Annotated in this window: 21 protein-coding genes; 15 read left to right on the plus strand and 6 right to left on the minus strand. The window is 64.3% G+C overall.

Annotated elements, in window-relative coordinates:
* Positions 1 to 29 precede the first annotated feature (29 nt).
* On the minus strand, positions 30 to 2384 hold the full coding sequence (locus ABIE56_RS17315; protein WP_429245039.1) for an arylsulfatase: 2355 nt from the start codon (positions 2382 to 2384) through the stop codon (positions 30 to 32).
* Positions 2385 to 2411: 27 nt separating this feature from the next.
* Complete coding sequence (locus ABIE56_RS17320; RefSeq protein WP_429245040.1) at positions 2412 to 4766, minus strand: arylsulfatase; 2355 nt, start codon at positions 4764 to 4766, stop codon at positions 2412 to 2414.
* A gap of 400 nt (positions 4767 to 5166) precedes the next feature.
* Here ABIE56_RS17320 and ABIE56_RS17325 point away from each other — a divergent pair, with 400 nt between their 5' ends.
* The 3 genes from ABIE56_RS17325 (at position 5167) to ABIE56_RS17335 (ending at position 8089) form a co-directional block, all read left to right on the plus strand.
* Entirely contained in the window at positions 5167 to 6246 is a 1080-nt protein-coding gene (locus ABIE56_RS17325; RefSeq protein ID WP_429245041.1) for a sensor histidine kinase, read from the plus strand.
* A complete protein-coding gene (locus tag ABIE56_RS17330; RefSeq protein WP_429245042.1) occupies positions 6243 to 6986 on the plus strand; it encodes a LytR/AlgR family response regulator transcription factor in 744 nt (247 codons plus the stop codon). The genes ABIE56_RS17325 and ABIE56_RS17330 overlap by 4 nt, the downstream gene beginning before the upstream one ends.
* A gap of 125 nt (positions 6987 to 7111) precedes the next feature.
* On the plus strand, positions 7112 to 8089 hold the full coding sequence (locus tag ABIE56_RS17335) for a hypothetical protein (protein WP_429245043.1): 978 nt from the start codon (positions 7112 to 7114) through the stop codon (positions 8087 to 8089).
* 134 nt (positions 8090 to 8223) lie between these two features.
* On the opposite strand, the gene ABIE56_RS17340 is transcribed toward ABIE56_RS17335, so the two are convergent.
* Positions 8224 to 9126 (minus strand): tetratricopeptide repeat protein, encoded by a 903-nt coding sequence (locus ABIE56_RS17340; RefSeq protein ID WP_429245044.1) that lies wholly within the window; start codon positions 9124 to 9126, stop codon positions 8224 to 8226.
* A gap of 268 nt (positions 9127 to 9394) precedes the next feature.
* Here ABIE56_RS17340 and ABIE56_RS17345 point away from each other — a divergent pair, with 268 nt between their 5' ends.
* Complete coding sequence (locus ABIE56_RS17345) at positions 9395 to 9685, plus strand: hypothetical protein (RefSeq protein WP_429245045.1); 291 nt, start codon at positions 9395 to 9397, stop codon at positions 9683 to 9685.
* A 393-nt stretch (positions 9686 to 10078) separates the two neighbouring features.
* On the opposite strand, the gene ABIE56_RS17350 is transcribed toward ABIE56_RS17345, so the two are convergent.
* Positions 10079 to 10615 (minus strand): type II toxin-antitoxin system PemK/MazF family toxin, encoded by a 537-nt coding sequence (locus ABIE56_RS17350; RefSeq protein WP_429245046.1) that lies wholly within the window; start codon positions 10613 to 10615, stop codon positions 10079 to 10081.
* A 157-nt stretch (positions 10616 to 10772) separates the two neighbouring features.
* Between ABIE56_RS17350 and ABIE56_RS17355 the strand changes: the two genes are divergently transcribed.
* Positions 10773 to 11426, plus strand: coding sequence for a LuxR C-terminal-related transcriptional regulator (locus ABIE56_RS17355; RefSeq protein WP_429245047.1), 654 nt, complete (start codon positions 10773 to 10775; stop codon positions 11424 to 11426).
* Between the two features lie 50 nt (positions 11427 to 11476).
* Complete coding sequence (locus tag ABIE56_RS17360) at positions 11477 to 12016, plus strand: hypothetical protein (RefSeq protein WP_429245048.1); 540 nt, start codon at positions 11477 to 11479, stop codon at positions 12014 to 12016.
* Here ABIE56_RS17360 and ABIE56_RS17365 read toward each other — a convergent pair.
* On the minus strand, positions 12000 to 14630 hold the full coding sequence (locus ABIE56_RS17365) for a hybrid sensor histidine kinase/response regulator (RefSeq protein ID WP_429245049.1): 2631 nt from the start codon (positions 14628 to 14630) through the stop codon (positions 12000 to 12002). The two genes, ABIE56_RS17360 and ABIE56_RS17365, sit on opposite strands and share 17 nt — an antisense overlap.
* A gap of 114 nt (positions 14631 to 14744) precedes the next feature.
* On the opposite strand from ABIE56_RS17365, the gene ABIE56_RS17370 reads away from it, so the two are divergent.
* Genes ABIE56_RS17370 through ABIE56_RS17380 form a run of 3 tightly spaced genes read left to right on the plus strand, consistent with a single transcriptional unit; the run spans position 14745 to position 18648 of the window.
* Positions 14745 to 16070, plus strand: coding sequence for a dicarboxylate/amino acid:cation symporter (locus tag ABIE56_RS17370; RefSeq protein ID WP_429245050.1), 1326 nt, complete (start codon positions 14745 to 14747; stop codon positions 16068 to 16070).
* Between the two features lie 2 nt (positions 16071 to 16072).
* Positions 16073 to 17101 (plus strand): alpha/beta hydrolase, encoded by a 1029-nt coding sequence (locus ABIE56_RS17375; RefSeq protein ID WP_429245051.1) that lies wholly within the window; start codon positions 16073 to 16075, stop codon positions 17099 to 17101.
* 17 nt (positions 17102 to 17118) lie between these two features.
* Positions 17119 to 18648 carry an OprO/OprP family phosphate-selective porin gene (locus ABIE56_RS17380; protein ID WP_429245052.1) on the plus strand — a complete coding sequence of 510 codons (1530 nt, stop codon included), beginning with the start codon at positions 17119 to 17121 and terminating at the stop codon, positions 18646 to 18648.
* 4 nt (positions 18649 to 18652) lie between these two features.
* Here ABIE56_RS17380 and ABIE56_RS17385 read toward each other — a convergent pair whose 3' ends face one another.
* Positions 18653 to 19015, minus strand: a complete 363-nt coding sequence (locus ABIE56_RS17385; protein ID WP_429245053.1) for a hypothetical protein — start codon at positions 19013 to 19015, stop codon at positions 18653 to 18655.
* 184 nt (positions 19016 to 19199) lie between these two features.
* Here ABIE56_RS17385 and ABIE56_RS17390 point away from each other — a divergent pair, with 184 nt between their 5' ends.
* The 6 genes from ABIE56_RS17390 (at position 19200) to ABIE56_RS17415 (ending at position 26886) form a co-directional block, all read left to right on the plus strand.
* Complete coding sequence (locus ABIE56_RS17390; RefSeq protein ID WP_429245054.1) at positions 19200 to 19430, plus strand: tautomerase family protein; 231 nt, start codon at positions 19200 to 19202, stop codon at positions 19428 to 19430.
* Positions 19431 to 20225: 795 nt separating this feature from the next.
* Positions 20226 to 20948 carry an SDR family oxidoreductase gene (locus ABIE56_RS17395; RefSeq protein ID WP_429245055.1) on the plus strand — a complete coding sequence of 241 codons (723 nt, stop codon included), beginning with the start codon at positions 20226 to 20228 and terminating at the stop codon, positions 20946 to 20948.
* Between the two features lie 58 nt (positions 20949 to 21006).
* Positions 21007 to 21387, plus strand: coding sequence for a hypothetical protein (locus tag ABIE56_RS17400; RefSeq protein ID WP_429245056.1), 381 nt, complete (start codon positions 21007 to 21009; stop codon positions 21385 to 21387).
* Positions 21388 to 21455: 68 nt separating this feature from the next.
* Positions 21456 to 22700 (plus strand): TolC family protein, encoded by a 1245-nt coding sequence (locus tag ABIE56_RS17405; protein WP_429245057.1) that lies wholly within the window; start codon positions 21456 to 21458, stop codon positions 22698 to 22700.
* Complete coding sequence (locus ABIE56_RS17410; protein ID WP_429245058.1) at positions 22697 to 23770, plus strand: efflux RND transporter periplasmic adaptor subunit; 1074 nt, start codon at positions 22697 to 22699, stop codon at positions 23768 to 23770. Before ABIE56_RS17405 ends, ABIE56_RS17410 begins: the two co-directional genes overlap by 4 nt.
* Positions 23770 to 26886, plus strand: a complete 3117-nt coding sequence (locus tag ABIE56_RS17415) for an efflux RND transporter permease subunit (protein ID WP_429245059.1) — start codon at positions 23770 to 23772, stop codon at positions 26884 to 26886. Before ABIE56_RS17410 ends, ABIE56_RS17415 begins: the two co-directional genes overlap by 1 nt.
* The last annotated feature ends 15 nt before the right edge of the window (positions 26887 to 26901 follow it).

Consider the following 26901-nt stretch of genomic DNA (forward strand, 5'->3'; position numbering starts at 1 on the left):
CCACCACCCAGGGCACGATCGCCCAGGCGTTATTGCCGGGCGAGATACATCTTGATCCGCTCTTCGAAGTCGTCCGGTGCTTCGCCCGTGATGTCGATAAGCGCCTTCTTTACCGTGCCCGTGAACGTAAATGGCGACGTGTAATCGAGCATCACGGGTGCGCCGGGATCTGCACCGACCGCGACGCCTGCAGCCAGGCCAAGCTGTAGCGGGATGGTCACCGGCAGGCTGCCTTTGCCCACCTTCTTACCATCGACCAGCAACGCCACATCGGCAGGCGTGCCCTTGCCCCTGGCGATATCGGCCTTGCCCGTCGGCGTGAACTCGAAACTGAAAACATGCTCGCCCGTCGGGACCACGGCATCCGACTGCACCTTGAAGCGCTGGTCGGCGACGTAGTTGTAACCGTAGGTGAGCTTGCCGTCCTGGATATAGAAACTGAACCCGCCATCGTTACCGCCCATGGAGAGCAGCACGCCCTCCGCACCTTCCTTCGGCACATGCGCATGGACCGATACCGAATGCGCGACATTCAGGACCCGCGGCGCGGCATTGCCAGGTACCACCTGCGTGCCGGGGTAGTACACGCACTTCTTGCGCCCCACCGAAATCTGCGGGCGCTCCTCTGCGAAACGCTGCGTGCCGCGGCTATCGATGGGGAGCACGTTGTACTTGCCCGCTTCGACGTACCACATGCCGATCATGGCGATAAGGCGATCCTTTTCCGACGACGCCAGGTCATTTGTTTCCGCGAAGTCCTCGGCGATGTTGTAGAGCTCCCAGCCATGGGCATCCAGTTCGGTGAGCTTGTCGTAGTCGATCGGATCACCGAAGTGCCCGCCGGACTCTTTGAACGAGGTACCTGGCCATGGGCAGACCGCACGCCAGCCATCGTGGTACAGCGAACGGTGCCCGAACATCTCGAAGTACTGGGTGACGTGGAGCGACTCCGCCTTGGGCTCGTCGAAGCACGAGGCCAGGCTGAAGCCCTGCAATGGCGACTGCGATACACCGCGGATGTGGGTGGGCGCGTCCAACCCGATCGCATCCAGCACCGTGGGGACCATATCGATGGCGTGGCAATACTGCGTACGTAGCTCGCCCTTCGCCTTGATGCCGTTGGGCCAGCACACGATGAACGGATCGGAGACGCCCCCGCGGTAGGTTTCGCGCTTCCACCGGCGGAAGGGCGTGTTGCCGGCGTGCGTCCACCCCCAGGGATAGTGGTTGAAGTACTTTGGCCCACCGATATCGTCGATCGCGGCGAGGTTCTGCTCCAGGTTATCCGGCACGTTGTTGAAGAACTTGCCTTCATTCACCGAGCCGGAAGGGCCGCCTTCCGGGCTCGCGCCGTTGTCGGAGATCAGCATGATCAGGGTGTCGTCGTACTCCCCAATTTCCTTGAGGAACGCAATCAGCTCGCCAATATAGTGATCGGCGTGTTCCAGGAAGCCGGCGAACACCTCCATCATGCGTGCATAGAGGCGGCGCTCATCCGCGCTCAGCGCGTTCCAGTCCTGTACGTCCGGATCGTGGCGCGACAGCGTTGTGCCTTTGGGTACCAGCCCTTTCTCGACCTGGCGCTCGAACACGTGCTTGCGATAGTCGCCCCAGCCACCGTCGAATTTTCCCTTGTACTTGTCGGCCCACTCCCTGGGCACATGGTGGGGCGCGTGGGCGGTGCCAAGCGCCAGGTACATGAAAAACGGCTTGTCCGGCGCCACCTGCTTCGAATCCGCGATCATTGCCTTGGCATGGGCGATGAGATCAGGAGTGAGGTGGTAACCCTCCTCCGGCGTGCTCTCGGGTTCGACCTGGTGGTTATCGCTCACCAGTTCGGGGTAGTACTGGTGGGTATCGCCGCCAAGGAAACCGAAATAGCGCTCGAAGCCACGGCCCAGCGGCCAGCGGTTGTAGGGGCCGGCGGCGGAGGTCTGCTCTGCGGGTGAAAGGTGCCACTTGCCAATCGCATACGTGTTGTAGCCGTTCTGCAGGAGGATCTCGGAGATGAAGCCGTTCTCGAAGGGAATGTTGCCGTTGGAACCGGGATACCCCATCGACCCTTCGGTAATGCAGGCCATGCCATTGGAATGATGATTGCGCCCGGTAAGGATGCAGGACCGGGATGGCGAACAGAGCGCCGTGGTGTGCATGTTGTTGAACTGCAGGCCGTTGGCCGCCAGCGCATCGATGTTGGGTGTGCTGATCGGGCTGCCGTAACACCCGAGCTGGCCGAAGCCGGTGTCGTCCAGCACGATGAACAACACATTGGGTGAGCCCTTCTTTGCACGCAGTGGCTCGGGCCACGCGGGTTTGGATACATCGAAGGTGCGGCCAATGACACCGCTGAAGGCCTGCCCGGGCTTGTATTCGTTCAGAGGCATGAGGGTTCTCCGTCGGGTATCGATCGGTTAGTCGTGCGCGCCGGCGAACGCCGTGTGCATCTGGTGCAGCTTCGTTTCGTCTTCGGCCGAGAGACTCCTTGGCCCCAGCACGATGTCCACCTTGTCGATCTTGCCGGTGAAGCGGAACGGCAGTTTGTAATCGTCAGTGACGGGCGAACCCGTGTCTAAGCCGACGCCGAAGGTATCGATGCCGAAGCGGCCGGCGACGGTGTTGTTGATACGCGCGCGGCCGACGGGCTTGCCGTTGATGGCGATGGTGACGTCGCCACCCTTGCCCAGGCCGCCGCCGTCGTAAGCGAACTCGACGGCCACGGTGGATTTGCCGGCCGGTAACTCCATATCCGAGACCACCTTCGTGCGCTCACGCTCGAACCAGTTGTACTGATACACGAGCTTGCCGTCTTTCACGTAGAGCACGTAGCCGGCCGATCCACCACCGGCTGCCACGATCACGCCCTCGCCCCCCTTCTCGGGCAGGTCGATATCGGCGGTGATCCGATGCGACCGGTTCTTGGTGTTGGGTGCCGCAGTTTCGGCCAGCCGCGACGCACCGGCGTAGTAGGTGAAGTGCGTGCGGTTCGGGTCCGAGCCACCCGGTGATGGCTTGGGGACGGCGAGACGGCCCGCACCGCGGTCATCCAGCGGGTAGACGTGGTTCTTCTCCGCCTCTTCGTCGAAGATGGCCTTCAGCTCGGCGAGCTTGTCCGGATGTTTCGCGGCAAGATCGTTCGCCTCGCTGAAATCTTCGTCCAGGTGGTACAGCTCCCAGCGGTCGTTCTCCCAGTGGCCAGGCGCCAGGTCCTGCCGCCATGGCAGCGTGTGCTGCGCGCAGGCGATCCAGCCTTTGTCGTAGATGGCCCGGTTGGTAAAGATTTCGAAGTACTGGCGCTCGCGGACCGGACGCGCATTGGCGTCGCCGAACGTCGAAAGGATGGAGACGCCATCGAGCGCCTTCTGTTCCACGCCATTCACCGACTCAGGCGCAGGGATCTTTGCCGCCGCATAGATCGTGGGCGCGATATCGATCAGGTGCGAGAACTGGTCGCGCACGCCGCCCACGTCCTTGATCTGCGCGGGCCACGACACCACCATGGGGTTACGTGAACCGCCGAGGTGTGATGCCACCTGCTTTACCCACTGGAACGGGGCATTCCCGGCCCACGCCCAGCCCAATGGGTAATGCGGCTCCGTGTTGGGCGCACCGATCTCGTCCATCTTCTTGAGGTTGTCTTCCAGCGACGAGGGGACGCCGTTGAGGTTCATGACCTCATTGAGCGTGCCTTGCGCCCCGCCTTCGGAACTCGCGCCGTTGTCGCCCACGATGTAGAAGATGAGGGTGTTGTCCGCATCGGGCAGCGCTTCGATCGCTTGAATCAGACGGCCACACTCGTGGTCGGTAAAGGCCAGGTAGCCGGCGAAGTTCTCCATGAAGCGCGCATAGAGGCGCTGCTCGTCACCGCTCAGCGTATCCCACGCTTTCACCCACTCGGGCCGCGGCGTGAGTTCGGTACCTGGCGGAATCACGCCCAGTTCCAGCTGCCGCTTGTACGTCGCCTCGCGCACGGCATCCCAACCGGCATCGAACTTCCCGGTGAATTTTTCGCGCCAGGCCACGGGTGCATGGTGCGGCGCGTGTGCGGCGCCAGGCGCGAAGTACATGAACAACGGCTTTTGCGGTGCCACCGACTTGGCGTAGCGCATCCAGTTGATGGCGCGATCGGTCATGTCGGTCATGAAGTGGTAGCCCTCTTCGGGCGTTTTGTCCGGCTCGACCGCCACGGTGTTCTCGAACAGCACGGGGTAGTACTGGTGCGTCTCGCCGCCGATAAACCCGTAGAAGTAATCGAAGCCCATACCCGTGGGCCAGCGATCGAACGGACCGGCGACGCTGCTTTCCCAGTCGGGCGTGTTGTGGTTCTTGCCAAACCACGCCGTGCCGTAGCCGTTGCCTTTCAACACCGCGCCCACCGTCGCCGTGCTGGGCGGGATCACGTTGTTGTAGCTGGGGAAACCGGTGGCCCATTCGGCGAGGAAGCCCACACCACAGTTGTGGTGGTTGCGCCCGGTAATGAGTGCGGCGCGCGATGGCCCGCAGATGGCCGTGGTGTGGAACCGGTTGTAGCGCAGGCCGCGGGCGGCGAGCTTGTCCAGCTCCGGCGTGGGTACCGGGCCGCCAAAGGTACTGACCTGGCCGAAGCCCACGTCATCGAGCAGGATGATCACCACGTTGGGCGCCCCTTCGGGCGGCGTCGGCACTGCCGGCCAGTCTTCCTTCGAGTCGAGGTAGGTTTGCCCGATCTTCCCCTTGAAGGGCGGCATAGGAAGGGGGAGCCTGCTGCGGTCGATCTGTTCTGCGGTCATGGGGACGTCCTCGCGCGGGGCCTGCATCGGAGAGGGGAGCCGGAAGGCACGGGTGTTCGCGCTGCGCGACACAGCCCATTCGCCATCTTGTGTCCGGGGATCTTTACGCAGCGGCCGCGGTGGGCGCCTCCGCGAAAGCACGCGGGCGCGGTCGGTATAACTACTGGGGCAGCCGGTGCGCGTTCACACGTGGCCGCCCGTCACGCGGAATCCGCCGCTTGTCACGCACCGCAACCATTCATCCCACCAGGGACTCACGCACTGCGTACGGTGGTTCATGCTCGTCCCCGCCAGGCCATGGGACCGGGACGGATCCCGGGCCAACTAACGACACTGTGCCCCGACGGGGGCGGCTCACATAATCGGCCCGTTGCGCGGAGGGGCGCCTGTGAACGATCCCATGGCCTGGCCACGTTGGAAGCAGTACGGCGCGGTGTTCGTGTTCTGGACGGTGCTGGGCTTGTCCTACGCCGCCAGTTCCGTGATTTCCGCGCGGGCGGAAGGCCACCCGGCAACCTGGGGCCGGCCGCTGGTCTGGACGTTCAGTGATTTCTACCTGTGGATGCTGCTTACCCCGCTGGTGGGCTGGCTCGGTCGCGTGGGTAGCCGGGGCGGGTGGGTACGTTTCCTCGGCGTACATGTGCCCGCGGGGCTCGTGCTGGCGAGCGGGCAAATGCTGTTCACGGTGTCGCTGTACTGGGGCGTGTTCGGTGCGCCGCCGAGTATGCAGGGCATGACCTTCGCCACCTTCCTGCGCACGAGCATCGTCTACGAGACACACCTTGGCCTGATTACCTATTGGGTGTTGCTGGGCGCGCTGCGCGGTATCGAATCGCAGCGGCGCCTGCGCGATGAACGACTGCGTAACTCACTGCTTGAAACCCAGCTCGTGCAATCGCAACTGCAAACCCTGCGCGTGCAATTGCAGCCGCATTTCCTGTTCAACACGTTGAACGCCATCTCGGCCTTGGCGCTGGCCGATCCGATGCAGGCACGGCTGATGATTTCGCGACTCAGCGATTTCCTCAGGCTCACGCTGGAAGAGAGGAACACGCAGCAGGTACCGCTTTCGCGCGAGCTTGAGTTCCTTGAGTGTTACCTCGGCATCCAGCAGGTGCGCTTCCAGGACCGCCTGGTGACCGAGATGGATGTGGCGGGCGACAGCACCCGCGCCCTCGTGCCGAACATGATCCTGCAGCCGCTGGTGGAAAATGCCTTGCGGCACGGCCTGCTGGATAAGCCCGAACGCGGCACGCTGCGCATCGCAACCCGACGCGAGGGCGACCACCTGCATGTGCAGATCGAGGATGATGGCCTTGGCTTGCCGCCGGGCGGCCCCAGGGACGGTATCGGCCTGGGCAACACGCGCACACGGCTGGATATGCTGTTTGGTGATCTGGCTACGCTGGAGCTGTCGCGCAGGGATGATGGTGGCACGCGTGTGGAGCTGCGCTTCCCTTACCAGGAGCAAGCCGCATGAACGTGCCTGCCATCCGTGCGCTGCTCGTGGATGACGAATTACTCGCCCGCCTCGCCATCCGCCAGGCACTGGCTACGCACAGCGACATCACCATTGTCGGTGAGTGTGGGAACGCGACTGAGGCGAAGCAGGCGATCGAAGCGCTCAGCCCCGACCTCATCTTCCTGGACATCAAGATGCCGGGCATGGACGGCTTTCGCCTTCTGCACGGTATGCGCCGTGACACGGCACGGCCGATGATAGTGTTCGCTACCGCCTACGGACAGCATGCCCTGCAGGCGTTCGATGCCAACGCGATCGATTACCTGCTGAAGCCGATCGACCAGGCACGCTTCGACCAGGCCATGGCGCGGGTGCGCCAGCACTGGGGTGGCTTGAACAACGTTGCGACGGCAGCGAAATCGGCTTACCAGCAACGCATCAGCGTGGTCTGTGGTGAACACGTGCGCGTCATTGCCGCGTCGGATATCGACTGGATCCGCGCCGATGGCAATTACGTGCACATCCACGCAAGCGGAAAATCGCACCTGCACCGGGAAACGTTGACCGGCCTGCTAGCCAGCCTGGATCCGGCGCGCTTTCTACGCATTCATCGCGGCATCGTGGTGAATGTGGACCGGATCGCCGAGGTGCACCCCCTGTTCCAGGGCAGTGCCGAGGTGGTGCTGCACGATGGCACGCGACTGAACCTCAGCCGCCGCTTTCGCGCCAGCGCCCGCCTCGCACTGGGGATGAGCTGACCGCTCACCACGCGCCGCGTGCCGCTCGTCCCTGCGCCGGTGCCACCAGCCCCAACGCGCATGCGCCACCCGCAACAGGCGGGCATCGTTGGCTGAGCAACGCTCACCGACAAGGACCTGACGCCATGCGCTATCACGCCATCCTCCTGACCATCCTCTTCCTGCTGGCCGGCATCGCGCCACCGGTGGAAGCGGGGGAACTGTTTGCCCCCGGGGTTATCTCCACCGGCCTGCAGGAAACGTCTTCTGCCTTCAGTCCCGATGGCCATACCGTGTACTTCATGCGTTCGGACTTCATGGAGAAGGATGACACCATCCTTGTTTCCCGCCTGAGCGGCAGCCAGTGGTCCGTGCCGGAGGTGGCCTCGTTCTCGGGCCAATGGCACGACTCGGAACCGGCCATGTCACCCGATGGCAAGCGGCTGTACTTTGTCTCCAACCGGCCGGTTTCACCGGGCGGTGAGCCGCTTACTGTCGAGATGATGGGGCAGCGCTATCCCGGCACGAACCTCTGGTATGTGGAGCAGCTGGCGAACGGCAAGTGGGGCGAACCGGTGCACGTCGATGGTGCCATGAACGACGGCAACCAGGTCTACAACCCGTCGGTCGCCGCGAACGGAAACATCTACTTTTCCGCACACCGCCCGGATTCCGGCAAGTTCTATCAGGTGTATGTGGCTCGTCGCACGGCCACGGGCTACGCCGCGCCGGAGAAGCTGGACCTTGGTGATGTGGAGCAGAACCGCATGGACCCGGGCGTGGATCCACAGGAACGCTATATCGTGTTCGCCAGCAGCGGCCCGGATTCGCTCGGCAGCGCCGATATCTACATCAGCTTCCGCAACGCGGACGGCAAGTGGGGCAAGCCCGAACACCTGCCGGGCGACGTCAACAGTGCTGCACTGGAGAACGCACCGGTGCCCGGCCGTGCCTTTGGTGAGCTGTACGTCTCAAGCAGCCGCTCCGATGCGCCGACGTATCCGAAAGAGCGCGATACGCTCGCCACCCTGCAACACCGCCTTGCTGCGGCCGCGAACGGATCGCGGAATATCTGGCGGTTCGACATCTCCGACGTGCTGAAGGCGCACGGCATCACGCTCTGAGCACCTGGCGATCCATGGATGAATTTCCTCGCACAGGACGGGCGCACTGCCTCCAGCAAACCACGATGTAATCGAGGGCCGGAGGGACGATGTCCGCTTCGCGGCTCCGTCCTTCCGGCCATGGCGCTACGGGCTTACCACTGGTTATCGTCAAACGATCCGCCATCATCCGATGACGAGCTGCTGTCGTCCCATGAGCTGTCGTTGTTACCCATGTCGATTGGATCGTTGCGCAGGTCGTTGTACGCATCGCCGGAGGGGTCGCGTTGCACGTCGCCGGTGTTGCCACCCACGTTGCCCCAACCGCCCGCGTTGTTGCCTTCGTTCTGGTTGTGTCCGCGCAGTGCTTCGTCCAGCAGCATGCCGGCGGCCAGGCCGCCCACACCCGCGGCGATGGTCGAACCGACACCCGACGACGGCGGCGGCGCGTAACCGGGATAGCCGCCCGGGGCACCGCCGTACGGCGCGCCGCCATAAGGGGAGGCCGGCGGGGGCGGTACGGAACCGTATCCCGGGAACTGGCTATCGGCGGCGCGGCGGCGGCGCGACCACAGGAAGGCGATACCGCCAATCACCACGACGAGCAGCACAATGCCGCCCACGCCGAAGCCACCACCGCTCTCGCGGCCGCCAGCCGGGCGGGTTTCCGCGTAGCGCACGGGGCTGCTGGCCGAGCGGTTGGCCGACGCAGGGGCGAGTGCCTGGCCCAGCTTCTGCTGGAAGGCCTGGAACTTGGCCGGGTCGGTGAAGTGCGTGCCCGGATCGAGCACGGCGGCCTTGTTCGCTTCGGCCTGGGCTTCACCGATGTTGCCTTCGTGGGCGAGCACTTCGGCGAGCACATAGTGGGCCTTGGCACTCTGCGGGTGATCGGTCACCGCCTGGCGCAGCGCGGCTTCGGCACCGGAGTAGTCGCCGCGGGCGATCATCGCCTGCACGTCCTTCGGCGAATCAGCGGCGCTGGCCACCGAGGCGGCAACCAGCAGGATCAGGGAAAGCAGCAGCTTTTGCATGATGTTGTCCGGGCTCCAGGAAGCCATGGTGAATAACGCCGTGTGGCGCTGAGACTTTGGGGGGAGGCGCCGTGCCCTTCAAGGGACATGTGTCATACGGCACGGACGCAAGAAATTGCAGTAGACCGGCATTAAGCGTCTTAAGGCCACTGAGACCATCGTGAAAAAAGTGTGGTGGCAAGCCTGAACGAAACGCCTTTCTCCGGTCTTGCTGATTCATCCCGCCGCAAGGAATCCAAAGGCAGACTCGAAGAGGCAGTGAACCCGGCCTCGTGCCTCGTACGGAGATATACCCATGCGCCATTCCGCCCTCCTCCTGGCCGCCTCGCTCGGCCTCATCATGGCTTCGCAGGCGTTCGCCTCGGACCGCCCCGATCCGGGCAAGCTCACCACCAAGTGCCTTGATTCGGCCGCGAAGAAGTTTGATGTGAAGAACGACTACATCCAGCTGCAGCCGATCCAGGCCGCCGATTCCGGCTATTCGATCGCCGGCGTGGCCGATGCCGGCATGGATGGCAAGAAGAATTTCACCTGCGAGTTCGACAAGAAGGGCAAGCTGGCCAATCTCGTTCCCGAGGGCAAGTGATATAGGTACACGGCGCCGGTCAATCGAGCGGCGCCGCACTTATCTCTGTCGTGCATCACCGAAAGACCCGCTGCGTGTCGGTCGAGCCGACAAGCGGTCGTAAAAACGCGATTGAACAAGACGACCTGGCCAGCGCGGCAACCTGCCGTAAAGGCCGGTCTGCTCGTGTTCAAATTTCGAACACCAGAAATGACTGAGCCCAGGGCCGAAGCACCTGGGCTCTACGAGGGAAGATCTGGAAGGGATGTCATGCCCTCCTTCCCTGCCTGGTTGCCGCCAAAAAGGCCTGACCTAGGTCTTCGAGTGTCCGTGTGTATTGGACGCTTGACATTCTGACTCCGAATGTCACGCATTTCAAGCCTAGCAATCAACAACTTATAGCGCCCGCTCGGCTCATTCAGCCTCCGGTGCAGCTTCGGCCGCCATCGGAGTGCCACCGTCTATCTTCGCCATGGCCGTGTGGAGCTGGTCCTCAGCAGCACTGGCCGCTTGCCCATACTCCCAGAGGCTCTTGCGAATGCCGAAGACGGAAGCAACCGCCTTCTTTAACCTCACGACCGTTTCTTGATCGACGTAGCTATCGTAGTAGGTAACTCTCCCGCCGCGCCGGGGCCCCTCATAACGGTTGAGGCGACTCCACCCAACGGTCACGACCATATCGCATTTTGCCCACCGCGTTCCCTGCTTGCTACGAGCAGGTGCTGGAATGCAATCAAGGGGAATTTCTACGTGCCATGGCTCAAGCACCTTGGGAGGCGTCATGCTGATCGGCACTACATGCAGAAGCTTTCCACGGCGCTGGTGCTGCGGCGAAAGTACGATGACTGCACGCGTCTTGACCATGTTTCCGTCGCTAGCCAGCTCAAGCTCATGCGGATTGAATTCGCACATCAGGATGGCGCCGTTTCGAGGGCTGCCGAGTATCGCCATCGCTGGCCTCCATGCTCTTCGATTAGTGCGGGTGAGTATATCGAGCACCGTTCGCCTAAGAGCGCTTGCTGGGTACGTACCGCGTGACGCCAATGACGTCGACAGACCGCCGGTTCCGCGGCACCGGACGGTATGCTCCGAGCGCTACAATGTGTTCATGCCCCTGACGCTCCTGATCGCCGACGACCACCCCATGTTCCGTGGGGCCTTGCTCCACGCACTATCGGCATTGCTTGTCGATGGGCGCGCGCTGGAGGCGGGTAGCCACAGTGCGATGGAAGCCGTGCTTGCCCGTGGCGAATCCGTGGATCTTGTCCTCCTGGACCTCACCATGCCGGGTGCGATGGGCTTTTCCTCACTCCTATGGCTGCGTGGCGAGCATCCGGATATTCCCGTTCTTGTGGTGTCCTCCAACGATCACCCGCGCAATGTGCGCCGTGCGCAGCAGTTTGGCGCGGCAGGGTTTGTTTCGAAGTCGGCACCGTCCGAGATCCTGCGTGAGGCAGTCGAAACCGTGATGGCCGGCGGTACCGCGTTTATTGGCGCGCGAGCCGAGCGCAGTGACGACGATGCGAAGCTGGCTGCGCGGCTGGCCAGCCTCACCCCACAGCAATTCCGTGTATTGATGCTGCTGGCCGAAGGCCTGCTCAACAAACAGATCGCCAGCGAGCTGGGCCTGGCTGAGAACACGGTGAAGATCCACGTGACCGCGGTGCTATCGAAGCTGGAGTGCCGCTCGCGTACGCAGGCGGCCGTGCTGGTGAAATCACTCGACCTCGACGAGGGTGTCGAGGGCTCGCACCCGGGCTAGCCCGCTGCTGATACCATCGCCCCACCAAGGGATATGGGGGGGATGAATCGATGACAAATGAAGCCGATTTGGTCGCGGGCGTTCGGCGACGGTTCGCCGAAACCGATACCGACGTTCTTCGCGCCATGTGGGGCTCTGAAGACCGGACGGACTGGGCCGAGGCCGCGCTCCGTGATGAGTTGATCGCACGCGGCGACTCGCCCGAGGTCCTGGATGCCATCGCTGCGCGCCGCGAGGAAATCGCGGCTAATGCGCCCCCGGATGCCAAAGAACTTCGCTGGGAATACGGGATACAGGGCCGCCTGTTGACCATGGCCGCGGTCTTCCTGTGGTGCTTTCTGGTGCACGTGACCGTTCGTTGGGCCCCCCCTGGCCTGGGCCGGCAGCACCGCGATCATCGCCGTCTACGCTTACCTCCTTACAAAACGCACGGCGCGACAGGCAGCCCACCCTTCAAACGGCGTGACGAGGTTTGCCTGGGGATGGCAGCTTTTCTGGACATGGGCTTTCGTTGCGTTTGCCGCGATAGGCATGTTGTTTTCGTTCTTTTGAACCAACTGCTGGGCATGGCCGCTAGTTGTGAACCATAAGTAGGCGAGTCAACACCGCACGGACGCGGGCCGGAGCGAGAGGCTTCACCAGATAACGCAGGCCTTGGGCGGTTGCGCGCTCGATATCGGCCTGGCGTGGCGCGGCGGCCATGAGCACCGTAGGCGGTAATTGACCCCACCGCGAAGCAAGGCCCGCCCGCAGGGCGTCGCCATCGCGGCCATCCAGCGGGTCGTCCATCAGGATCAGCGCCGGCGCCTCATCGGTTTCCGCGTAACGCAGGGCGCCGCGCTCGCTGCCGACGCCGGTCACGTCGCAGCCCCAGCCCAGCAGCAGGTCCATCGCCTGGCGGCGCGTCAGCGGGTCGTTGTCGATGACGAGTACGCGTTTGCCAGCGAAGGGCGACTCGTCGTCTGCCGGTGCCGCGGGTGACGCCAGCTCGGCACCTGCTTCGCCCAGTGGTAGCGTGATTGAGAACACGCTGCCCCGCCCTTCCCATGAGCGAACCGCAACCGTCGCGCCAAGCAAACGCGCGATACGATCGACGATGGAAAGGCCCAGGCCCGCGCTGCGGCGGTCGCGATCCACGCCGTTATCCAGGCGCAGGAATTCATCGAAGATGGCGCGTGTCTTCGCTTCGGGAATGCCGACGCCGGTATCCCACACTTCGATACGGGCATGCCCCGCGAGCCGCCGTACACCCACGAGCACGCGGCCGCGCGGTGTGTAATGAATGGCGTTGCTCAGGAAGTTTTGCAGCACGCGACGCAGAAGCAGCGGGTCGCTGCGGACGGTGAGGCAGGTACCGACGTGGTGCAGCACGAGGCCACGCGTTGAAGCAAGCACGGCCGATTGACGCGCAAGATCACGCAATAGCGGATCCAGTGGCACGCTGGCAAAGCGGGGTGCCACGGCACCGCCTTCCAGCCGCGAGATATCGAGCAGGCTGGCCAGCAACTCGTCCTGTGTATCGAGCGCACTCCGCACCTGCTCGACCAGATCATGCCCTTCCTTGTCGAGCTTGCCCCCGGCCAGGCTGCCCACGAACATGCGTGCCGCGTTCAATGGCTGGAGCAGATCGTGCACGGCGGCAGCGACGAACCGCGTCCGCGAGCGGTTGGCTTTGTCCGCTTCCGCCTTCGCAGCGATAAGGTCACGCGTGCGTTCTTCCACGCGCCGCTCCAGCGACGAAGCGAGGCCGCGCAGCTCGCGTGCGGTGGCCTTGTACGCCGTGATATCCGCATAGCTGGTGACGAAGCCGCCACCCGGGAGCGGGTTGCCACGGATTTCCAGCGTCGTGCCATCCGGTCGTTCGCGCTCGTACATATGCGGGCTGCCCGCACGCAGGTATTGCAGGCGGCGCTCGATCGCTTCATCCGTATCGCCCGGCCCCAGCAGTCCTTTGCGCGCATTGAAGCGGAACATGTCCTCGATGGGCCGGCCCACCTGCATGTATTCATCCGGGAAGCCGAAGATCTGCTGGTACCGGGAGTTCCACGCCACGAGGCGCAACCCGGCATCCACCACGCTGACACCCTGCGGCAGATGCTCCAGATTGCCGTGCCCGCCTTGCGCTGCTTCGTTAGCCGCAGCAACCACGCTGTCCTGGGCCGAACGCAGTGCGGAGGCGTGATGCGCCACCATTCGTTCGAGCTCGTCACGGCTGCGCTGGCGCAGGCGTGCCAGGCGCACGCGCTGCTGCATGAACATGCCCAGCAGCAGCACGGGCAACCAACCCGCCAGCACGCCAAACACCGCGTTGCGCGCGGCGGCGACCGCCGGCCGGGTGTCGGCGAGCAGGTGCAGGGTCCAGGCCTGGCGTGGCATGGCCAGCGAGCGCCACATGGTGTCGTGGGCCAATGCGGGTGACGTCATGCGTACGCGCAGGGTTTCGGCGCCTTGCGGTTCCAGCACTTTCCACACCATGGGTTGCAGCGGGCGCGTCCCGTACTGGCGCGTGGCCGCGATGGCGGCGGCATCCGCCGGGGAAAGCGGGAACAACACCCGATAGACCCATTCAGGGCGGTTGGCCAGGAACACGACGTTGTGCGCGTCGGAAAGAAACACCAGGTCACCGCCCGGCACCCAGTCTTCCTGCAGCGCATCCAGCGAAATCTTCAGCACGACGACGCCGATACGCTGCCCAGCCCCATCCTCCACGGCCTGCGCGATGAAGTAGCCCGGTACATTGGTGGAGACGCCCAGCGCGTAGAACGTGGCGAAGCCATCGCGCATGGCATCGCGGAAGTACGGCCGGAACGCGTAATCCAGGCCGACGTTGCTTTCGGGGGTGTTCCAGTTGTTGGCCGCGAGGGCTTTGCCATGGCGGTCCAGCAAGGTGAGCGTGGAAGCGCGCACGGCATCGTTTGCGCGATCCAGCTTGGCGTTTAGCGCGGCGGTATCCGCCGCGCCAGGCGCACCTTCAAGCGCTGCCTTCAGCTCGGGATCCAGTGCCAATACACGAGGAAGCACCCGGTAGCGGTCGATCAGGCGTTGCACCGCCAGGGCGTGCAGGCTCAGCCGTTCGCCAGCCTCATCGCCGATAGCGCCCAGTGCCCGGCGCCATGCCATCCACCCGCCCAGCGCCGCGCTGCCCGCTACCAGCAGCAGGAGAAGCAGGAGCCACAGGGCGCGTGGGGAGCGGGTTCTGGCCATATTCGTGGGGGTGATCGTCGCACAGCCGGCGGGCACCTAGCCGGAATGTGCTATGGGGCTCCGGCGCCCGGCGGGCTACAAAGCCACACCCCTCGCTGTAAGCCGCCGTACGCCATGCTTGTGCAGACCACCTCCCCCGCCACCCCGGTGCCCTTCTACCGCCAGACCTACGTGCAGGTCCTGGTGGCCATTGCGCTGGGTGCCATCCTCGGCCACTTCTGGCCCGCGTTCGCCGAGCAGATGAAGCCGCTCGGCGATGCCTTCATCAAGCTGGTGAAGATGGTGATCGCCCCGGTGATCTTCCTGACCGTGGTCACGGGCATCGCCGGCATGCCGCACCTGAATGCGGTAGGCCGCGTGGTGCTGAAGGCGATGGTGTATTTCCTGGTGTTCTCTACGCTGGCGTTGATCGTCGGCATGGTGGTAGCCAACGTGGTCCAGCCGGGCGCGGGGCTGAACATCGATGCGTCGACGCTCTCCACCAAGGAGATCGCCACGTACGCCTCCAAGGCGCACGACATGACGCTCACGCATTTCCTGCTCGATATCATCCCGGATACCGTGTTCGGCGCCTTCACCTCGGGCAATATCCTGCAGGTGCTGCTGTTCGCCGTGCTGTTCGGTATCTCGCTGACCCTGGCGGGTGAACGCTCGAAGCCAGTCATCGCGTTCTTCGAGGCACTGACGGCACCCGTGTTCAAGCTGGTGCATCTGTTGATGAAGGCCGCACCGATCGGCGCGTTCGGCGCCATCGCTTTCACCATCGGCCGTTACGGCATCGGCTCGCTGTCGAACCTGATGTACCTGGTAGCGACGTTCTACGTCACGGCGCTGCTGTTCGTCATCGTGATCCTCGGCACCGTGGCGCGGATCACCGGTTTCTCCATCTTCCAGCTGCTGCGCTACCTGAAGGCCGAGCTGCTGCTGGTGCTTGGCACGTCATCGTCCGAGGCGGCGTTGCCCTCGCTGATGGAAAAGATGGAACGCGCCGGTTGCGACAAGTCCGTCGTCGGCCTGGTCGTGCCCACCGGGTACTCGTTCAATCTGGATGGCACGAACATCTACATGACCCTGGCCGCGCTGTTCATCGCGCAGGCCACCAATACGCCGCTCACGCTTGGCGAGCAGGTCGCGCTGCTGCTGGTGGCCATGGTGAGCTCCAAGGGCGCCGCCGGCGTCACCGGCGCGGGCTTCGTCACGCTGGCCGCGACGTTGTCGGTGGTTCCATCGCTGCCCGTCGCGGGCATGGCGCTGATCCTTGGCGTCGATCGCTTCATGAGCGAATGCCGCTCGCTGACCAATTTCGTGGGCAATGCCGTGGCCACCATCGTGGTGGCCCGCTGGGAGGGTGCGCTCGATCGCGAGGCGCTGAACCAGGCCCTGTCCAATCGTGCCGGGGAGAGCGGCACGCCTTCGATCATCGCTACCCAGGGGGAATAACCATGACGTTACTTCGCACCGCGTTGCTCGCGGCCGCCGTGGCACTGGCCAGCACCAGTGCCACGGTAGCCCAGGCCGCGCCGCCGGCCGGCAAGCCCATTACGTACGACCTGTGGCCCGGCACGCCACCCGGCGGTGGTGGCCCCAGCGGCCCCGAGCGCATCGGCCAGACCGGCACGGGGGTGGGTGCGGTATCGAACATCAGCCGCCCGCGCATCGAGGTGTATAAGCCGGCCAGCCCGAATGGCGCGGCGGTGCTGCTCATCGGTGGCGGTGGTTACTTCCGCATCGGTATCGGCCATGAGGTCATGCCGACCGCACGCTGGCTTGCCGCACTTGGCGTCACGCCGGTGGTTCTCTACTACCGTCTGCCCGCCGATCGCTGGCCGGCAGCAGCGCCCTTCCAGGATGCGCAGCGTGCCGTGCGCCTGGTTCGTGCGCATGCGCAGGAACTGGGTATCGATCCGAAGCGCGTGGGTGTCATCGGCTTCTCGGCGGGTGGCAACCTGGCAGGTATCGCCGAGACGCGCTTCGCCGATGCGTTCTACCCCGCCGTGGATGCCAGCGACACGCTCTCGGCACGCCCGGACTTCGCCGGCCTCATTTACCCGGTCGTGTCGTTGCAGAAGCCGTACGACACCACGCGTTCGTTCCGCGAGCTCTCGTCGCAGAGCGATGCGGTGCAAGCGTACTCGGTAGAACTGCATGTTACGCACGACACACCGCCCACGTTCCTGGCGCAGGCCGCGGATGACCCCATCGCCAGCATCGGCAACAGCCTGGTGATGTTCGATGCGCTCCGCCGCAACAGCGTGGATAGCGAGCTGCACGTGTTCGACAAGGGCGGCCATGGTTGGGGGCTGGGCGATCCGGGCAGTGCGCCATCCGCATGGCCACGCCTGTTTGCTGCCTGGGCGCGGCGCGCTGGCTTCTTCAGCGCCGTGGATGCCGGCCCGTTCGCCACACCGGCCGCGACGCCGGCCTCCCCAGCCGCATCGTCCGACGATGCCGGCGGTGTCGACGACAACTAAACGCAGGGAACGCCAACATGATGATCAAGTCCCGCCTTTACCCGGCGCTGGCTGCGGTGTTGTTCGCCGGTGCCTGCACGCCCGCCTTCGCGGCACACGAAGTGACCAACGCCGAGTTGTTAAAGCTCATCAAGGCGCAGTCGGCCGAGATCAACGAGCTGAAGCAGCGCCTTGCCGCGGTGGAAGGTGCACGTGGAAATACGGTGGCTACGGCAGCCGCCAACCCCAACGCTGCCCCTGGTACGGCGGCCGCGAGCGCTTCGTCCCCCATCGCTCCAGCCACTGATGAAACCGCCCGCCGCCAGGCCCAGGTGGACAACGCCATTGCCGACACCCGCGAAAGCGAGATGGCCGTGGCCATGGCCCGCGGTACGGGTAAGGCGGGCGGTGGCTCCGGCGCGCGTTGGGGCCGCGGTGGCGAAGCGGGCCCCATGTTCCGTAGCGACGATGGCTTCTTCACCTTCAAGCCCGATGGCCGCCTGCTGTTCGATATCAGCCGCACGTCCGGGTCAGGCTACGAAACACGCAACATCACCGGTTCGCAGATCACCAGCGCACGCCTGGGTGGCGAGGGCACGATCGGCGCACTCGGTTACCACATCGAGGCGGACTTCGCCGATAACGAAGTGGCGCTGCGCCAGACGTACCTGACCTACACCACGCAGGTGTTCGGCAACCGCACGAAGTTCTACCTCGGTAACTTCCTCAAGGACCTTGGCACGGAAGGCTCATCCGAATCCGCGCGCGTGCCGTTCATGCTACGCAACGCCGCGACGGCAGTGGGCCAGCCAGTGGTGAGTTACTTCGGTATGGGTGGCCAGATGCGCATGTACGGCGACGGCTGGCACGTCAGCCTTTCGGTGAATGGCAACGCGCCGAACAGTTCCACTTCAGGCACGAACACCGACAGCACCACCTACCTCACCCGTGCGCACTGGAACCCGCTGAAGGGCGCGGATGGCTTCATCCACATGGGTGCCTGGTACTACTACGAGAAAATCAGCGATGGCGTCACCAGTATCAATAACACGCCGGCCATCGCTGCCGACTACAACGACAACCTCGCTGTCTCGGCCAGCTCCATCGCTAACCCCACGCAAGACCACGGCAAGGGCTTTGAGCTCGGCGGCGTGTACCGCAACTTCTGGATGATGAACGAGTACGGCAAGCGCACCATCGATTCCAGCACGGCGGACTCGGTGAGCCGGCATGGTTCGTCATTTGCCGCGGGCTGGATGATTACCGGCGAAGCACCCGGCTTCTCGAGCACCTCGGGCAGCTGGAAGGCGGTGAAGGTGACCAACCCGGTGACCTCCGGCGGTTGGGGCGCCTTCGAACTGGCCGGCCGCGTCGATCACTACGACTATGCCGATGCCCCACGCGGCGGCAAGGGCAAGAGCTACACCCTGGGCGTCAACTGGTACCTCAACGACTGGTCGCGCCTGATGATGAACTGGGTGCACTGGAACACCGCTAACAAGGTGGGCAGCTTCCAGGGGCCGGATGCGGGGAATACCGTATCGATGCGGGCGCAGGTGGTGTTCTGATGAATCAGGAAGGGCGCCGGTCCTGAAGGCCGGCACCCTTCCTGCGCGCAGCCATGGTCAGGACGACGCCCAGTACGGCAGACGCTACGCCCTTCGCCACGGACGGCCACGCGATCACGTCATACCCCGATGGTGCGAAAGAAGCGTTCAGCACCGCGTGTCCTATCACCACCACGAGGCAGACGGCCAGAGCGTGTTCCCAGAGGCGCTCCGCGAGCGAGCGAAGGAACACTAGGTAGACCACGACGAGGTTTATTACCGTGCCCACCGCCACGCACAGGCGAAAGATCACCGCTGCGGCATCGGCCCGGGCAGCGAGGTCATAGACATGCCGGCCCATGAGAAAGCCCAGGAGGATATCGGGCAAGAGCGTTACGAGGAACGCCACTAACGAAAAGACTGCGGTCCGCCCCAGGCGCATGTGCCCTCCCTGACAAAGTCTTGAAGTACCCGCTTGTTCCACGCGGAGGAACGATGTTGTCCACGTCGGGGGGATTATGTGTCAGGAAGGATGCGCAAGCATAGGCCTCCTACCTTACGGGACCCACACCATGCCTTTTGCCAACTTCAAAATGCCCCAGGGCGTGCTTAACCACGCCCAGAAAGAAGAGATCATCCACCGCACCACGGCCCTGTTCGTCGAGTACTTCGGCGAAGGCGTGCGACCTTTCAGCATGGTGCTGATCGACGAAGTCGCCGACGGCGGTTGGGGTCGCGCTGATGAGGTATTGACCATGGAGAAGATGGGGATCGGAGATGCCGCTCACGAGGCAAGCGACTAAGCGGCCTCCTTCACGCATCTGGATCTCTTAATCCGGGCGGTAGGAAACACTCGAAGAACAACGGCGACGCGTTCGCCTGTGACGACGGCTGTCGCGCTCTGCCATCAGAACCTCAGCCTCTTTTCGTAAGCGCGCCCAAGCCTCCTCGTGAGGAACCATCGTCATGGTGCCTGCGTCAACCTGGCGGAGGGTTTCGCTTATCTCAGCACGTACCCACGCGCCATGGTCGAATGATGCCTCGATTTGAGAAGATTGATACCCGTTCGCCGCAGCACATGGCGAAGATTCTTCGTCACTGTGATACCCAGACATGTCAATTGATTGCGGAACAAGTCCGATTCGACCAAGCACGTCCACGGCGTTGGCGGACGTGGCAAATTGCCATATACGGCCGCCCCTGCTCGCAAGGACATACTCGTACTGCCCAGCACGCACATGAACAGTAAAGCGCCCCGTCTGCGGGAGAAGGATCGCGGATGCGACGACGCCACACTCGACCATAGCGCGCAACTCTGCCAGACAAATCGGCTCTATCACCGCACACCCAATCAACATTCGTCTGTACTCCATGAGGTATCAGTCGATTCCAACATGCAAACAACCAAGCGTCTGTCAGAGATCGCCCCGCGAGCGTGTAGGTGGAGCCCAAGCACGTTCGCCGGCGCCCCCCGCATGCTCGCGATTGAAAGACGTTCGAAATTCCTGAAAGAGTTGTTCGATCCCTTCGGTTGTATTCCTTCTGGCGCGTGACCACGTTCGGGGCCGTGGGTGGAGTTGAAGACCAGAAGGTGAACCATGAAAACCCGTACATTTCTTATTACTGGCGCCAGCAAGGGCATTGGCCGCGCGCTTTCCGACATGCTGGCCGCACAGGGCCACCGGGTCGTGGGTGTTGCGCGCAATGCGGACGATCCGACGTTTCCGGGCGAGCTGGTCGCCATCGACCTTTCCGATCGCGAGGCGACCGATGCCGGTCTGAAAGCGCTGGTGGCGCGTTATGACTTTGATGGCGTCGTAAACAACGTCGCGCTTGTCCGGCCGCAGCGAATCGGCGAGGTGGATCTGGACGAGCTGGACCTGACATTGCGCGTGAACCTGCACCCCACCGTCCAGGCGGTGCAGGCACTGTTGCCGGGCATGCGCGAGCGTGGCTGGGGCCGCATCATCAATATCTCCAGCCTCACTATCCTTGGCATGGTGGAACGTACCGCGTACGCCGCCGCGAAGAGCGCGATGGTCAGCTTCACCCGCTCGTGGGGCCTGGAACTGGCGCGCACCGGCATTACCGTCAATGCGGTGGCACCGGGCCCCACCGAGACCGTGCTGTTCCGTGAGAACAACCCGCCGGGCAGCGAGGGCGAGAAGCGTTACCTGGCCTCGGTGCCGATGAATCGCTTCGGCAAGCCGGAGGAGATCGCCGCAACGATCGCGTTCCTGCTGGGCGACGAGGCGTCCTTCATGACCGGCCAGACGTTGTTCGTCGATGGTGGTGCATCGATCGGCAAGCTGCCGTTCTGATCGCCGGCTGGTGGTGCGTGATTGTCTAACACGCAGGAGGCTGCTTATCCTGTGGCCCATGCATGCTCGCACCGCCAGCCTGTTCCAGCGCCTGCGCTCCCATAAGGGGGCGTGGTTGCTCGTGCTGGCAGCGATCATGATCAAGGTCGCCGCGGCGACGGTGTGCGTCCTCGATGGCCCCAAGGTGGTCGCGCTGGCTACGTCGCAGGCCGTCGCCGCACAAGCCGACGCTACGCACGCCAGCAGCGCCACGGGCGATGAAGACTGCCTGCTCGGCGAAGTCGGTGGCTGTCACTGCGCCTGCGCCCACGCGGCCACGTTGCCGGCCACGGCGCCGTTCGTCGCATCGCTCGTCATTCCGCCGACAGTCACGGCGCATCCGCCGGTATCACCCTCGCCGCGCGTCAGTCCTTCGCCGTTGCGCCCCCCTATCGCCTGAACACGTGAACTGGCGCGCCATGACCCTTCGGTCGTGGTGCGGATCTTCCGTGCTTCAGGAGAAAGCCCATGTTCCCCATGCGTGCAGCGCCGCTCGGCGCGGTGTGCGTATTCCTCGTGGCGTCCGTCGCCGCGAGCCCCTCACCGCCGCCCCTAAAAGCCGCGGTGGAAGCGCTTTGGCGCGATAACCCCCAGGTCCAGGCCGCTGACGCCAGCCTGCGTGCCGCGCGCGAGCGGGCGAATGCCGCCGCGCAGCCCTTCTACAACCCCGCGCTGCAACTGGAAGGCGAGAACGCCGATGTCGACCGTCGCACCGCCGGTGCCAGCCTGGCACTGGATGTCACGGGCAAGCGTAAGGCCCGAGTCGCCGAGAGCCATGCCGATGTGCGCGCACGTGAGGCCGAGAACGACCTGGCCCGCCGCGATGTCGCGCTCGATTGGCTGAAAGGCTGGACCGGCCTCACGCTGGCGCGCGAGCAAGTCGCGTTGGGGCGGCGCCGCCTTGAGCTCATGCGCACGTTCGATGCGCTCGCGGCACAGCGCCTGAAAGCCGGCGATATCAGCAGCCCGGAACGTGATCTCGCCGCGCTCGCCCTGGGCGAGGCACAGGCCCAGCAGGCGACGCTGGAAACACAGGAATCGGATGCACAGGCCGCGCTGGCGGTCACCGGCGCCACGCACGGCGATGACGTTCCGGTATTCATATCAACGCTCCCCCCGGTGGCGGCCAGCGTTACCCCGTTGCCTGCCACCGAACGACCGGAGCTGTTGCTCGCCCGCGCCGAACAGGAGCGTGCCGATGCCGCCGTGACGGTGGCCGATCGCGCACGTCGACCGGATCCCACCCTCAGCCTCACCGGCGGCCAGGTACGCAGCGGCCCACGAACGGATCGTGTCATCGGCGTGAGCGTTTCCATGCCGTTGCCGATTCTCGATGCGGGGCGGTACGGCGTAAGCGCCGCACGCGCCGAAGCGGATGCGACGTACGCCTCGGCACGCGGCGCCATGCTTCGCGCGCAAGCACAGCTTGCACGCGCGCAGACGACTTACACCGCCGTGCGCACGGCAAGCGAATCGTTCCGCCAGGGCCGCGCAAGCGCCTTCGACGAACGCGCGCGCCTGCTCGTGAAGCTGTGGCAGGCCGGCGAGATCACCACCTCGGATTATCTGCTGCAACTGAAGCAGAGCCTCGATACCGCCGTTTCCGGCGTCGCCCTGCAGAGCCAGGCCTGGCAGGCGTGGTTCGACTACCTCGCCGCCGCGGGCCGCCTGCCCGCATGGATCGACGGCACCTACCAGGACACTTCCCCATGATGCGTACCCTCTTCTACCTGGCGCTGCTCAGCGCCGCGCCGGCAGCGTTCGCCGAACCAGCCAATCCGCTGGTCCTCGACGCGAAAACCGTCAAGGCCGAAGGCATCACGCTGAGCATCGCGAGCCTGCGCACGCTGGCTGACCAAGTGCGTGCACCGGGTGAAGTGCGTGCGGATGCCTACGCCACGGCACTGGTGTCGCCACGCGTGCCTTCGCAAGTCGTCGCCCGCAAAGCGAAGCTCGGTGATGTCGTTAAGGCAGGCCAGCCGCTGGTCGTCCTCTCCAGCGTTGACGTCGCCGAGACGCAGGGGCAGCTCATCGTGGCGAGCCAGGATTGGGCGCGCGTGTCGTCACTAGGGCCGCAAGCGGTGTCCGCGCGGCGCTACAACGAGGCGCTGGTGCAGCGTGACCAGGCCCGCGCGAAGCTGAAGGCCTACGGCCTGTCGGATGGGCAGATAAGCCAGCTCACGCGGCGGGGCTCCGGCGCAGCCGATGGCAGCTTCGAACTGCTCGCACCGCAGGCCGGCCGCATCACCACGGATGATTTCATGCTGGGCGAGCGCATCGAGCCGGGCCGCACGTTGTTCACGCTTGTCGCCGAGTCCTCCGTGTGGGTGGAAGCGCGCATGGCCCCTGGGCTCGCCGAGCAGGTGCGCACGGGCGCAGCGGCCACCATCACCGCCCACGGCAAGGATCTGAAGGGCACGGTTATCCAGCGCTCTCATCAGACCGACGAGAAGACCCGCACGGTGAACGTGCGCATCCAGGTCCCGAACGAAGGTGACCTGCTGCACCAGGGTGAACTGGTTGAGTGCCGCATCGCTGTCGAGGGCCAGTCGCGCCAGCTGGCGGTACCCGCCGAGGCCGTAGTGCTTCTGCAGAACCAGGCCACCGTGTTCGTGAGCGGCAAGCAGACCGGCCAGTTCGAACCGGTATCGGTCGATGTCGGCGAAACACGCGATGGCTGGACCGAGATCAAGCGCGGCCTCGCCGAAGGCACGCCCTACGTCAGCAAGGGCGCCTTCGCCTTGAAGGCACGGCTACTGCGCTCGCAGCTGGGAGAGGACTGATGCTCGCGCGCCTCGTTGAACTCTCGCTCAAGTACAAGGTACTGGTGCTGATCGCCTTTGCCGCAGTGGCGGCGTTCGGCTACCAGGCCGCGCGTACGCTGCCGATCGATGCCTTCCCGGATGTCACGCCGGTGCAGGTGAACGTATACACCGAAGCCCCGGGCCTGGCAGCGGAGGATGTGGAACAACTCCTGACCACACCAGTAGAATCGGCGCTCGGCGGCCTGCCGAAGGTGCAGGAAATTCGCTCGGTCAGTCTGTTTGGCCTGTCGTACGTCTCGGTCTATTTCGACGACAGCATGGATATCTACTTCGCCCGGCAACTGGTGAACGAACGCCTGCAACAGGTGGGCGAGCGCCTGCCCGCGGGCTACGGCAAACCCGAGATGGGCCCGAATACCTCGGGCCTCGGCCAGGTGTTCTGGTACACCGTGGAGCGCGGCGACAAGGCATTGAAGGACAGCCCTTCGGACATGGACCTGCGCACCCTGCAGGACTGGACCGTGCGTTTGATCCTGCGCACGGCGCCCGGCGTGGACGACGTCACCTCGTGGGGCGGCCAGGAAAGGCAGTACCAGGTACGCGTGGATCCGTTACGCCTGATCGCCCACGAACTGGGCTTCAAGGATGTACTGCAGGCGCTGGAAACCAACAACGCCCAGGTCGGTGGCAACTTCATCGACGTGGGCCGCGAACAATACCTGGTTCGCGGCCTGGGCCTTGTAAAGAACGCCGCCGACATTGGCAACATCGTGCTGAAAACCGAGGACGGCACTCCTGTATATGTGCGCGATGTGGCTACCGTGACCGAAGCGGGCGCCCCCCGCACAGGCGCGGTCACCCGCGATGGCAAGGAAGTGGTGATGGGCCAGGCGCTGGCGCGCATTGGCGAGAACGCACGCAGTGTCGTGGATGCGGTGAAGGCACGGCTGGATACGGTGAAGCAGGCCTTGCCCGAGGGCGCCGTGGTCAAGCCGGTGTACGAGCGTACCGACCTCGTGAACGCCGCCGTCGGTACGGCAGTGCGCGCATTGATCGAGGGCTCGGTGCTCGTCGCGCTGGTGCTGTTCCTGTTCCTCGGCGAGCTGCGCAGCGCGCTGGTCGTGGTCATCACCCTACCCCTGGCCATGCTGATTGCCTTCATTGGCATGGAGAAGGTGGGCCTCTCGGCCAATCTCATGTCATTGGCGGGGCTGGCCATTGGCATTGGCATGATGGTGGATGGCGCCGTCGTGGTGGTGGAAAACGCCTTCCGGCTCATGGCGGAGAAGCGCGCGCACGGCGAGACCGTCGACAAGACGGCCGCCGTCCTGGCCGCCGCCCGCGAAGTGGCCAACCCCGTGGCCTTCGCGATCCTGATCATCATCGTCGTGTTCCTTCCGCTATTCGGCCTGCAAGGGCTCGAAGGCAAGATGTTCAAGCCGATGGCATTCAACATCGCCTTCGCCATGGGCGGCTCCCTGCTGCTCTCGCTTACCTTGGTACCCGTCCTCGCGGCCATGGTGCTCAAGCCGAAAGAGGAGAAGGACACGCGCCTGGTGGCTTACCTCAAGCGCGGCTACGCACGGGTACTGAGCTACGCGCTCGCGCGTCGTCGGGCGGTCGTTATCGTTGCCGCGGCGTCACTGGTTGGTGCGCTCGCCCTGTTCCCGTTCCTGGGTAAGGAGTTCATGCCCAACCTGCGCGAGGGCGCCATCATGTGGCGAATCACGTCCATTCCTTCGGCGTCGCTGGAGGAATCGATCGACGTGTCGCGGCGCGTGGCCGAACGGATCAAGGCGAAGTTCCCGGAGGTGGATACGACGCTGGCGATGATCGGCCGCGCCGAAAAAGGCGAGACGGCCGACGTGAACTACATGGAGGTGTACACACCGCTGAAGCCGAAGGACCAGTGGCGGGATGGTGAGACGCTGGAATCGCTGGAGGAGGCCATGCAAGCCGAGCTCACCGAGCTTCTGCCGACGGCCGTGGTCAGCTATACCCAGCCGATCCAGATGCGCATTGAGGAACTGATTTCCGGTGTCCGGGCGACGCTGGCGCTCAAGGTCTACGGTAACGACCTCGGCGAACTGGACCGGCTTGGCGCACAGCTAAAGGCCACGCTGGGCCGCGTCCCAGGCGTGGCTGACCTCGCCGTCGAAGCCAACATTGGCAAGCCACAGGTGCGTATCGATGTCGATCGCGATGCGCTAGCCCGCTATGGGCTCAATGCGGATGACGTACTTACCGTGGTCCGCAACGGTATCGGAGGTGAACCGGTCGGTACCCTGCTCGATGGTGTCAAACGCTTTGCTATCGCCGTACGCCTTGATGATGCCAGCAAGGCAAACATCCAGGCTATCGAGCGAATCCCCATCCGCACGCCTTCCGGCGCGCTGGTGCAGTTGAGCCAGGTGGCGAGCGTCACGACAGCGGAAGGGTATTCCTTCATCCGCCGGGAGCAGCTGCAACGCTACGCCGTGGTGCAGATGGATGTGCGCGGACGCGACATCGATGGTTTCGTGCAGGAGGCGAACGCCGCGATCGCACGCGAGGTGAAGCTTCCCCCAGGCTATTACACCGAGTGGAGCGGCGCCTTCGAGAACCAGCAACGGGCGCTGGCCCGGTTGGCGATCATTGTCCCGGCGACGATCTTCCTGATCTTTATCCTCCTCTATACCGCGTTCAACTCGGTGCGCTATGCGGCGCTGATCCTCGCCAACGTACCGTTCGCCACCATCGGCGGGATCGTCGGCCTGTTCATCACGGGACAGTACCTCTCCGTCCCCTCGGCCATCGGCTTTATTGCGGTATTTGGCGTGGCCATGCTCAACGGCATCGTGCTGGTGAGCTTCCTCAATGAACAGCAGCACGCGGGGCTCACCGTGCGTGATGCCGTGCTACGCGGCACGGCGCTGCGCCTGCGTCCCGTGCTTATGACCGCGAGCGTGGCGATTCTTGGCCTGGTGCCGATGCTGCTCTCCACGGGCGTGGGTGCGGAAACACAACGACCACTGGCGACGGTAGTGGTGGGCGGCCTGATCACCTCGACCCTGCTCACGCTGGTGTTGCTGCCGGTGCTGTACGACTGGATGGAGCAGCGGCGCGTGAAGGCCGGGGCCGGGGCCGGGCGGTAGGCAACGCTTGAACCG

This window comes from Luteibacter sp. 621, assembly GCF_050435445.1.
Lineage (GTDB): Bacteria > Pseudomonadota > Gammaproteobacteria > Xanthomonadales > Rhodanobacteraceae > Luteibacter.

Bases quoted from the DNA above. Each gene is read 5' to 3' on its own strand.
- ABIE56_RS17375 (WP_429245051.1), top strand. From the start codon at position 16,073: ATGACGTTACTTCGCACCGCGTTGCTCGCGGCCGCCGTGGCACTGGCC.
- ABIE56_RS17335 (WP_429245043.1), top strand. From the start codon at position 7,112: ATGCGCTATCACGCCATCCTCCTGACCATCCTCTTCCTGCTGGCCGGC.
- ABIE56_RS17320 (WP_429245040.1), bottom strand. From the start codon at position 4,766: ATGACCGCAGAACAGATCGACCGCAGCAGGCTCCCCCTTCCTATGCCG.
- ABIE56_RS17380 (WP_429245052.1), top strand. From the start codon at position 17,119: ATGATGATCAAGTCCCGCCTTTACCCGGCGCTGGCTGCGGTGTTGTTC.
- ABIE56_RS17325 (WP_429245041.1), top strand. From the start codon at position 5,167: ATGGCCTGGCCACGTTGGAAGCAGTACGGCGCGGTGTTCGTGTTCTGG.
- ABIE56_RS17340 (WP_429245044.1), bottom strand. From the start codon at position 9,126: ATGGCTTCCTGGAGCCCGGACAACATCATGCAAAAGCTGCTGCTTTCC.
- ABIE56_RS17365 (WP_429245049.1), bottom strand. From the start codon at position 14,630: ATGGCCAGAACCCGCTCCCCACGCGCCCTGTGGCTCCTGCTTCTCCTG.
- ABIE56_RS17400 (WP_429245056.1), top strand. From the start codon at position 21,007: ATGCATGCTCGCACCGCCAGCCTGTTCCAGCGCCTGCGCTCCCATAAG.
- ABIE56_RS17315 (WP_429245039.1), bottom strand. From the start codon at position 2,384: ATGCCTCTGAACGAATACAAGCCCGGGCAGGCCTTCAGCGGTGTCATT.
- ABIE56_RS17345 (WP_429245045.1), top strand. From the start codon at position 9,395: ATGCGCCATTCCGCCCTCCTCCTGGCCGCCTCGCTCGGCCTCATCATG.
- ABIE56_RS17410 (WP_429245058.1), top strand. From the start codon at position 22,697: ATGATGCGTACCCTCTTCTACCTGGCGCTGCTCAGCGCCGCGCCGGCA.
- ABIE56_RS17350 (WP_429245046.1), bottom strand. From the start codon at position 10,615: ATGGCGATACTCGGCAGCCCTCGAAACGGCGCCATCCTGATGTGCGAA.
- ABIE56_RS17330 (WP_429245042.1), top strand. From the start codon at position 6,243: ATGAACGTGCCTGCCATCCGTGCGCTGCTCGTGGATGACGAATTACTC.
- ABIE56_RS17355 (WP_429245047.1), top strand. From the start codon at position 10,773: ATGCCCCTGACGCTCCTGATCGCCGACGACCACCCCATGTTCCGTGGG.
- ABIE56_RS17415 (WP_429245059.1), top strand. From the start codon at position 23,770: ATGCTCGCGCGCCTCGTTGAACTCTCGCTCAAGTACAAGGTACTGGTG.
- ABIE56_RS17360 (WP_429245048.1), top strand. From the start codon at position 11,477: ATGACAAATGAAGCCGATTTGGTCGCGGGCGTTCGGCGACGGTTCGCC.
- ABIE56_RS17395 (WP_429245055.1), top strand. From the start codon at position 20,226: ATGAAAACCCGTACATTTCTTATTACTGGCGCCAGCAAGGGCATTGGC.
- ABIE56_RS17370 (WP_429245050.1), top strand. From the start codon at position 14,745: ATGCTTGTGCAGACCACCTCCCCCGCCACCCCGGTGCCCTTCTACCGC.
- ABIE56_RS17405 (WP_429245057.1), top strand. From the start codon at position 21,456: ATGTTCCCCATGCGTGCAGCGCCGCTCGGCGCGGTGTGCGTATTCCTC.
- ABIE56_RS17390 (WP_429245054.1), top strand. From the start codon at position 19,200: ATGCCTTTTGCCAACTTCAAAATGCCCCAGGGCGTGCTTAACCACGCC.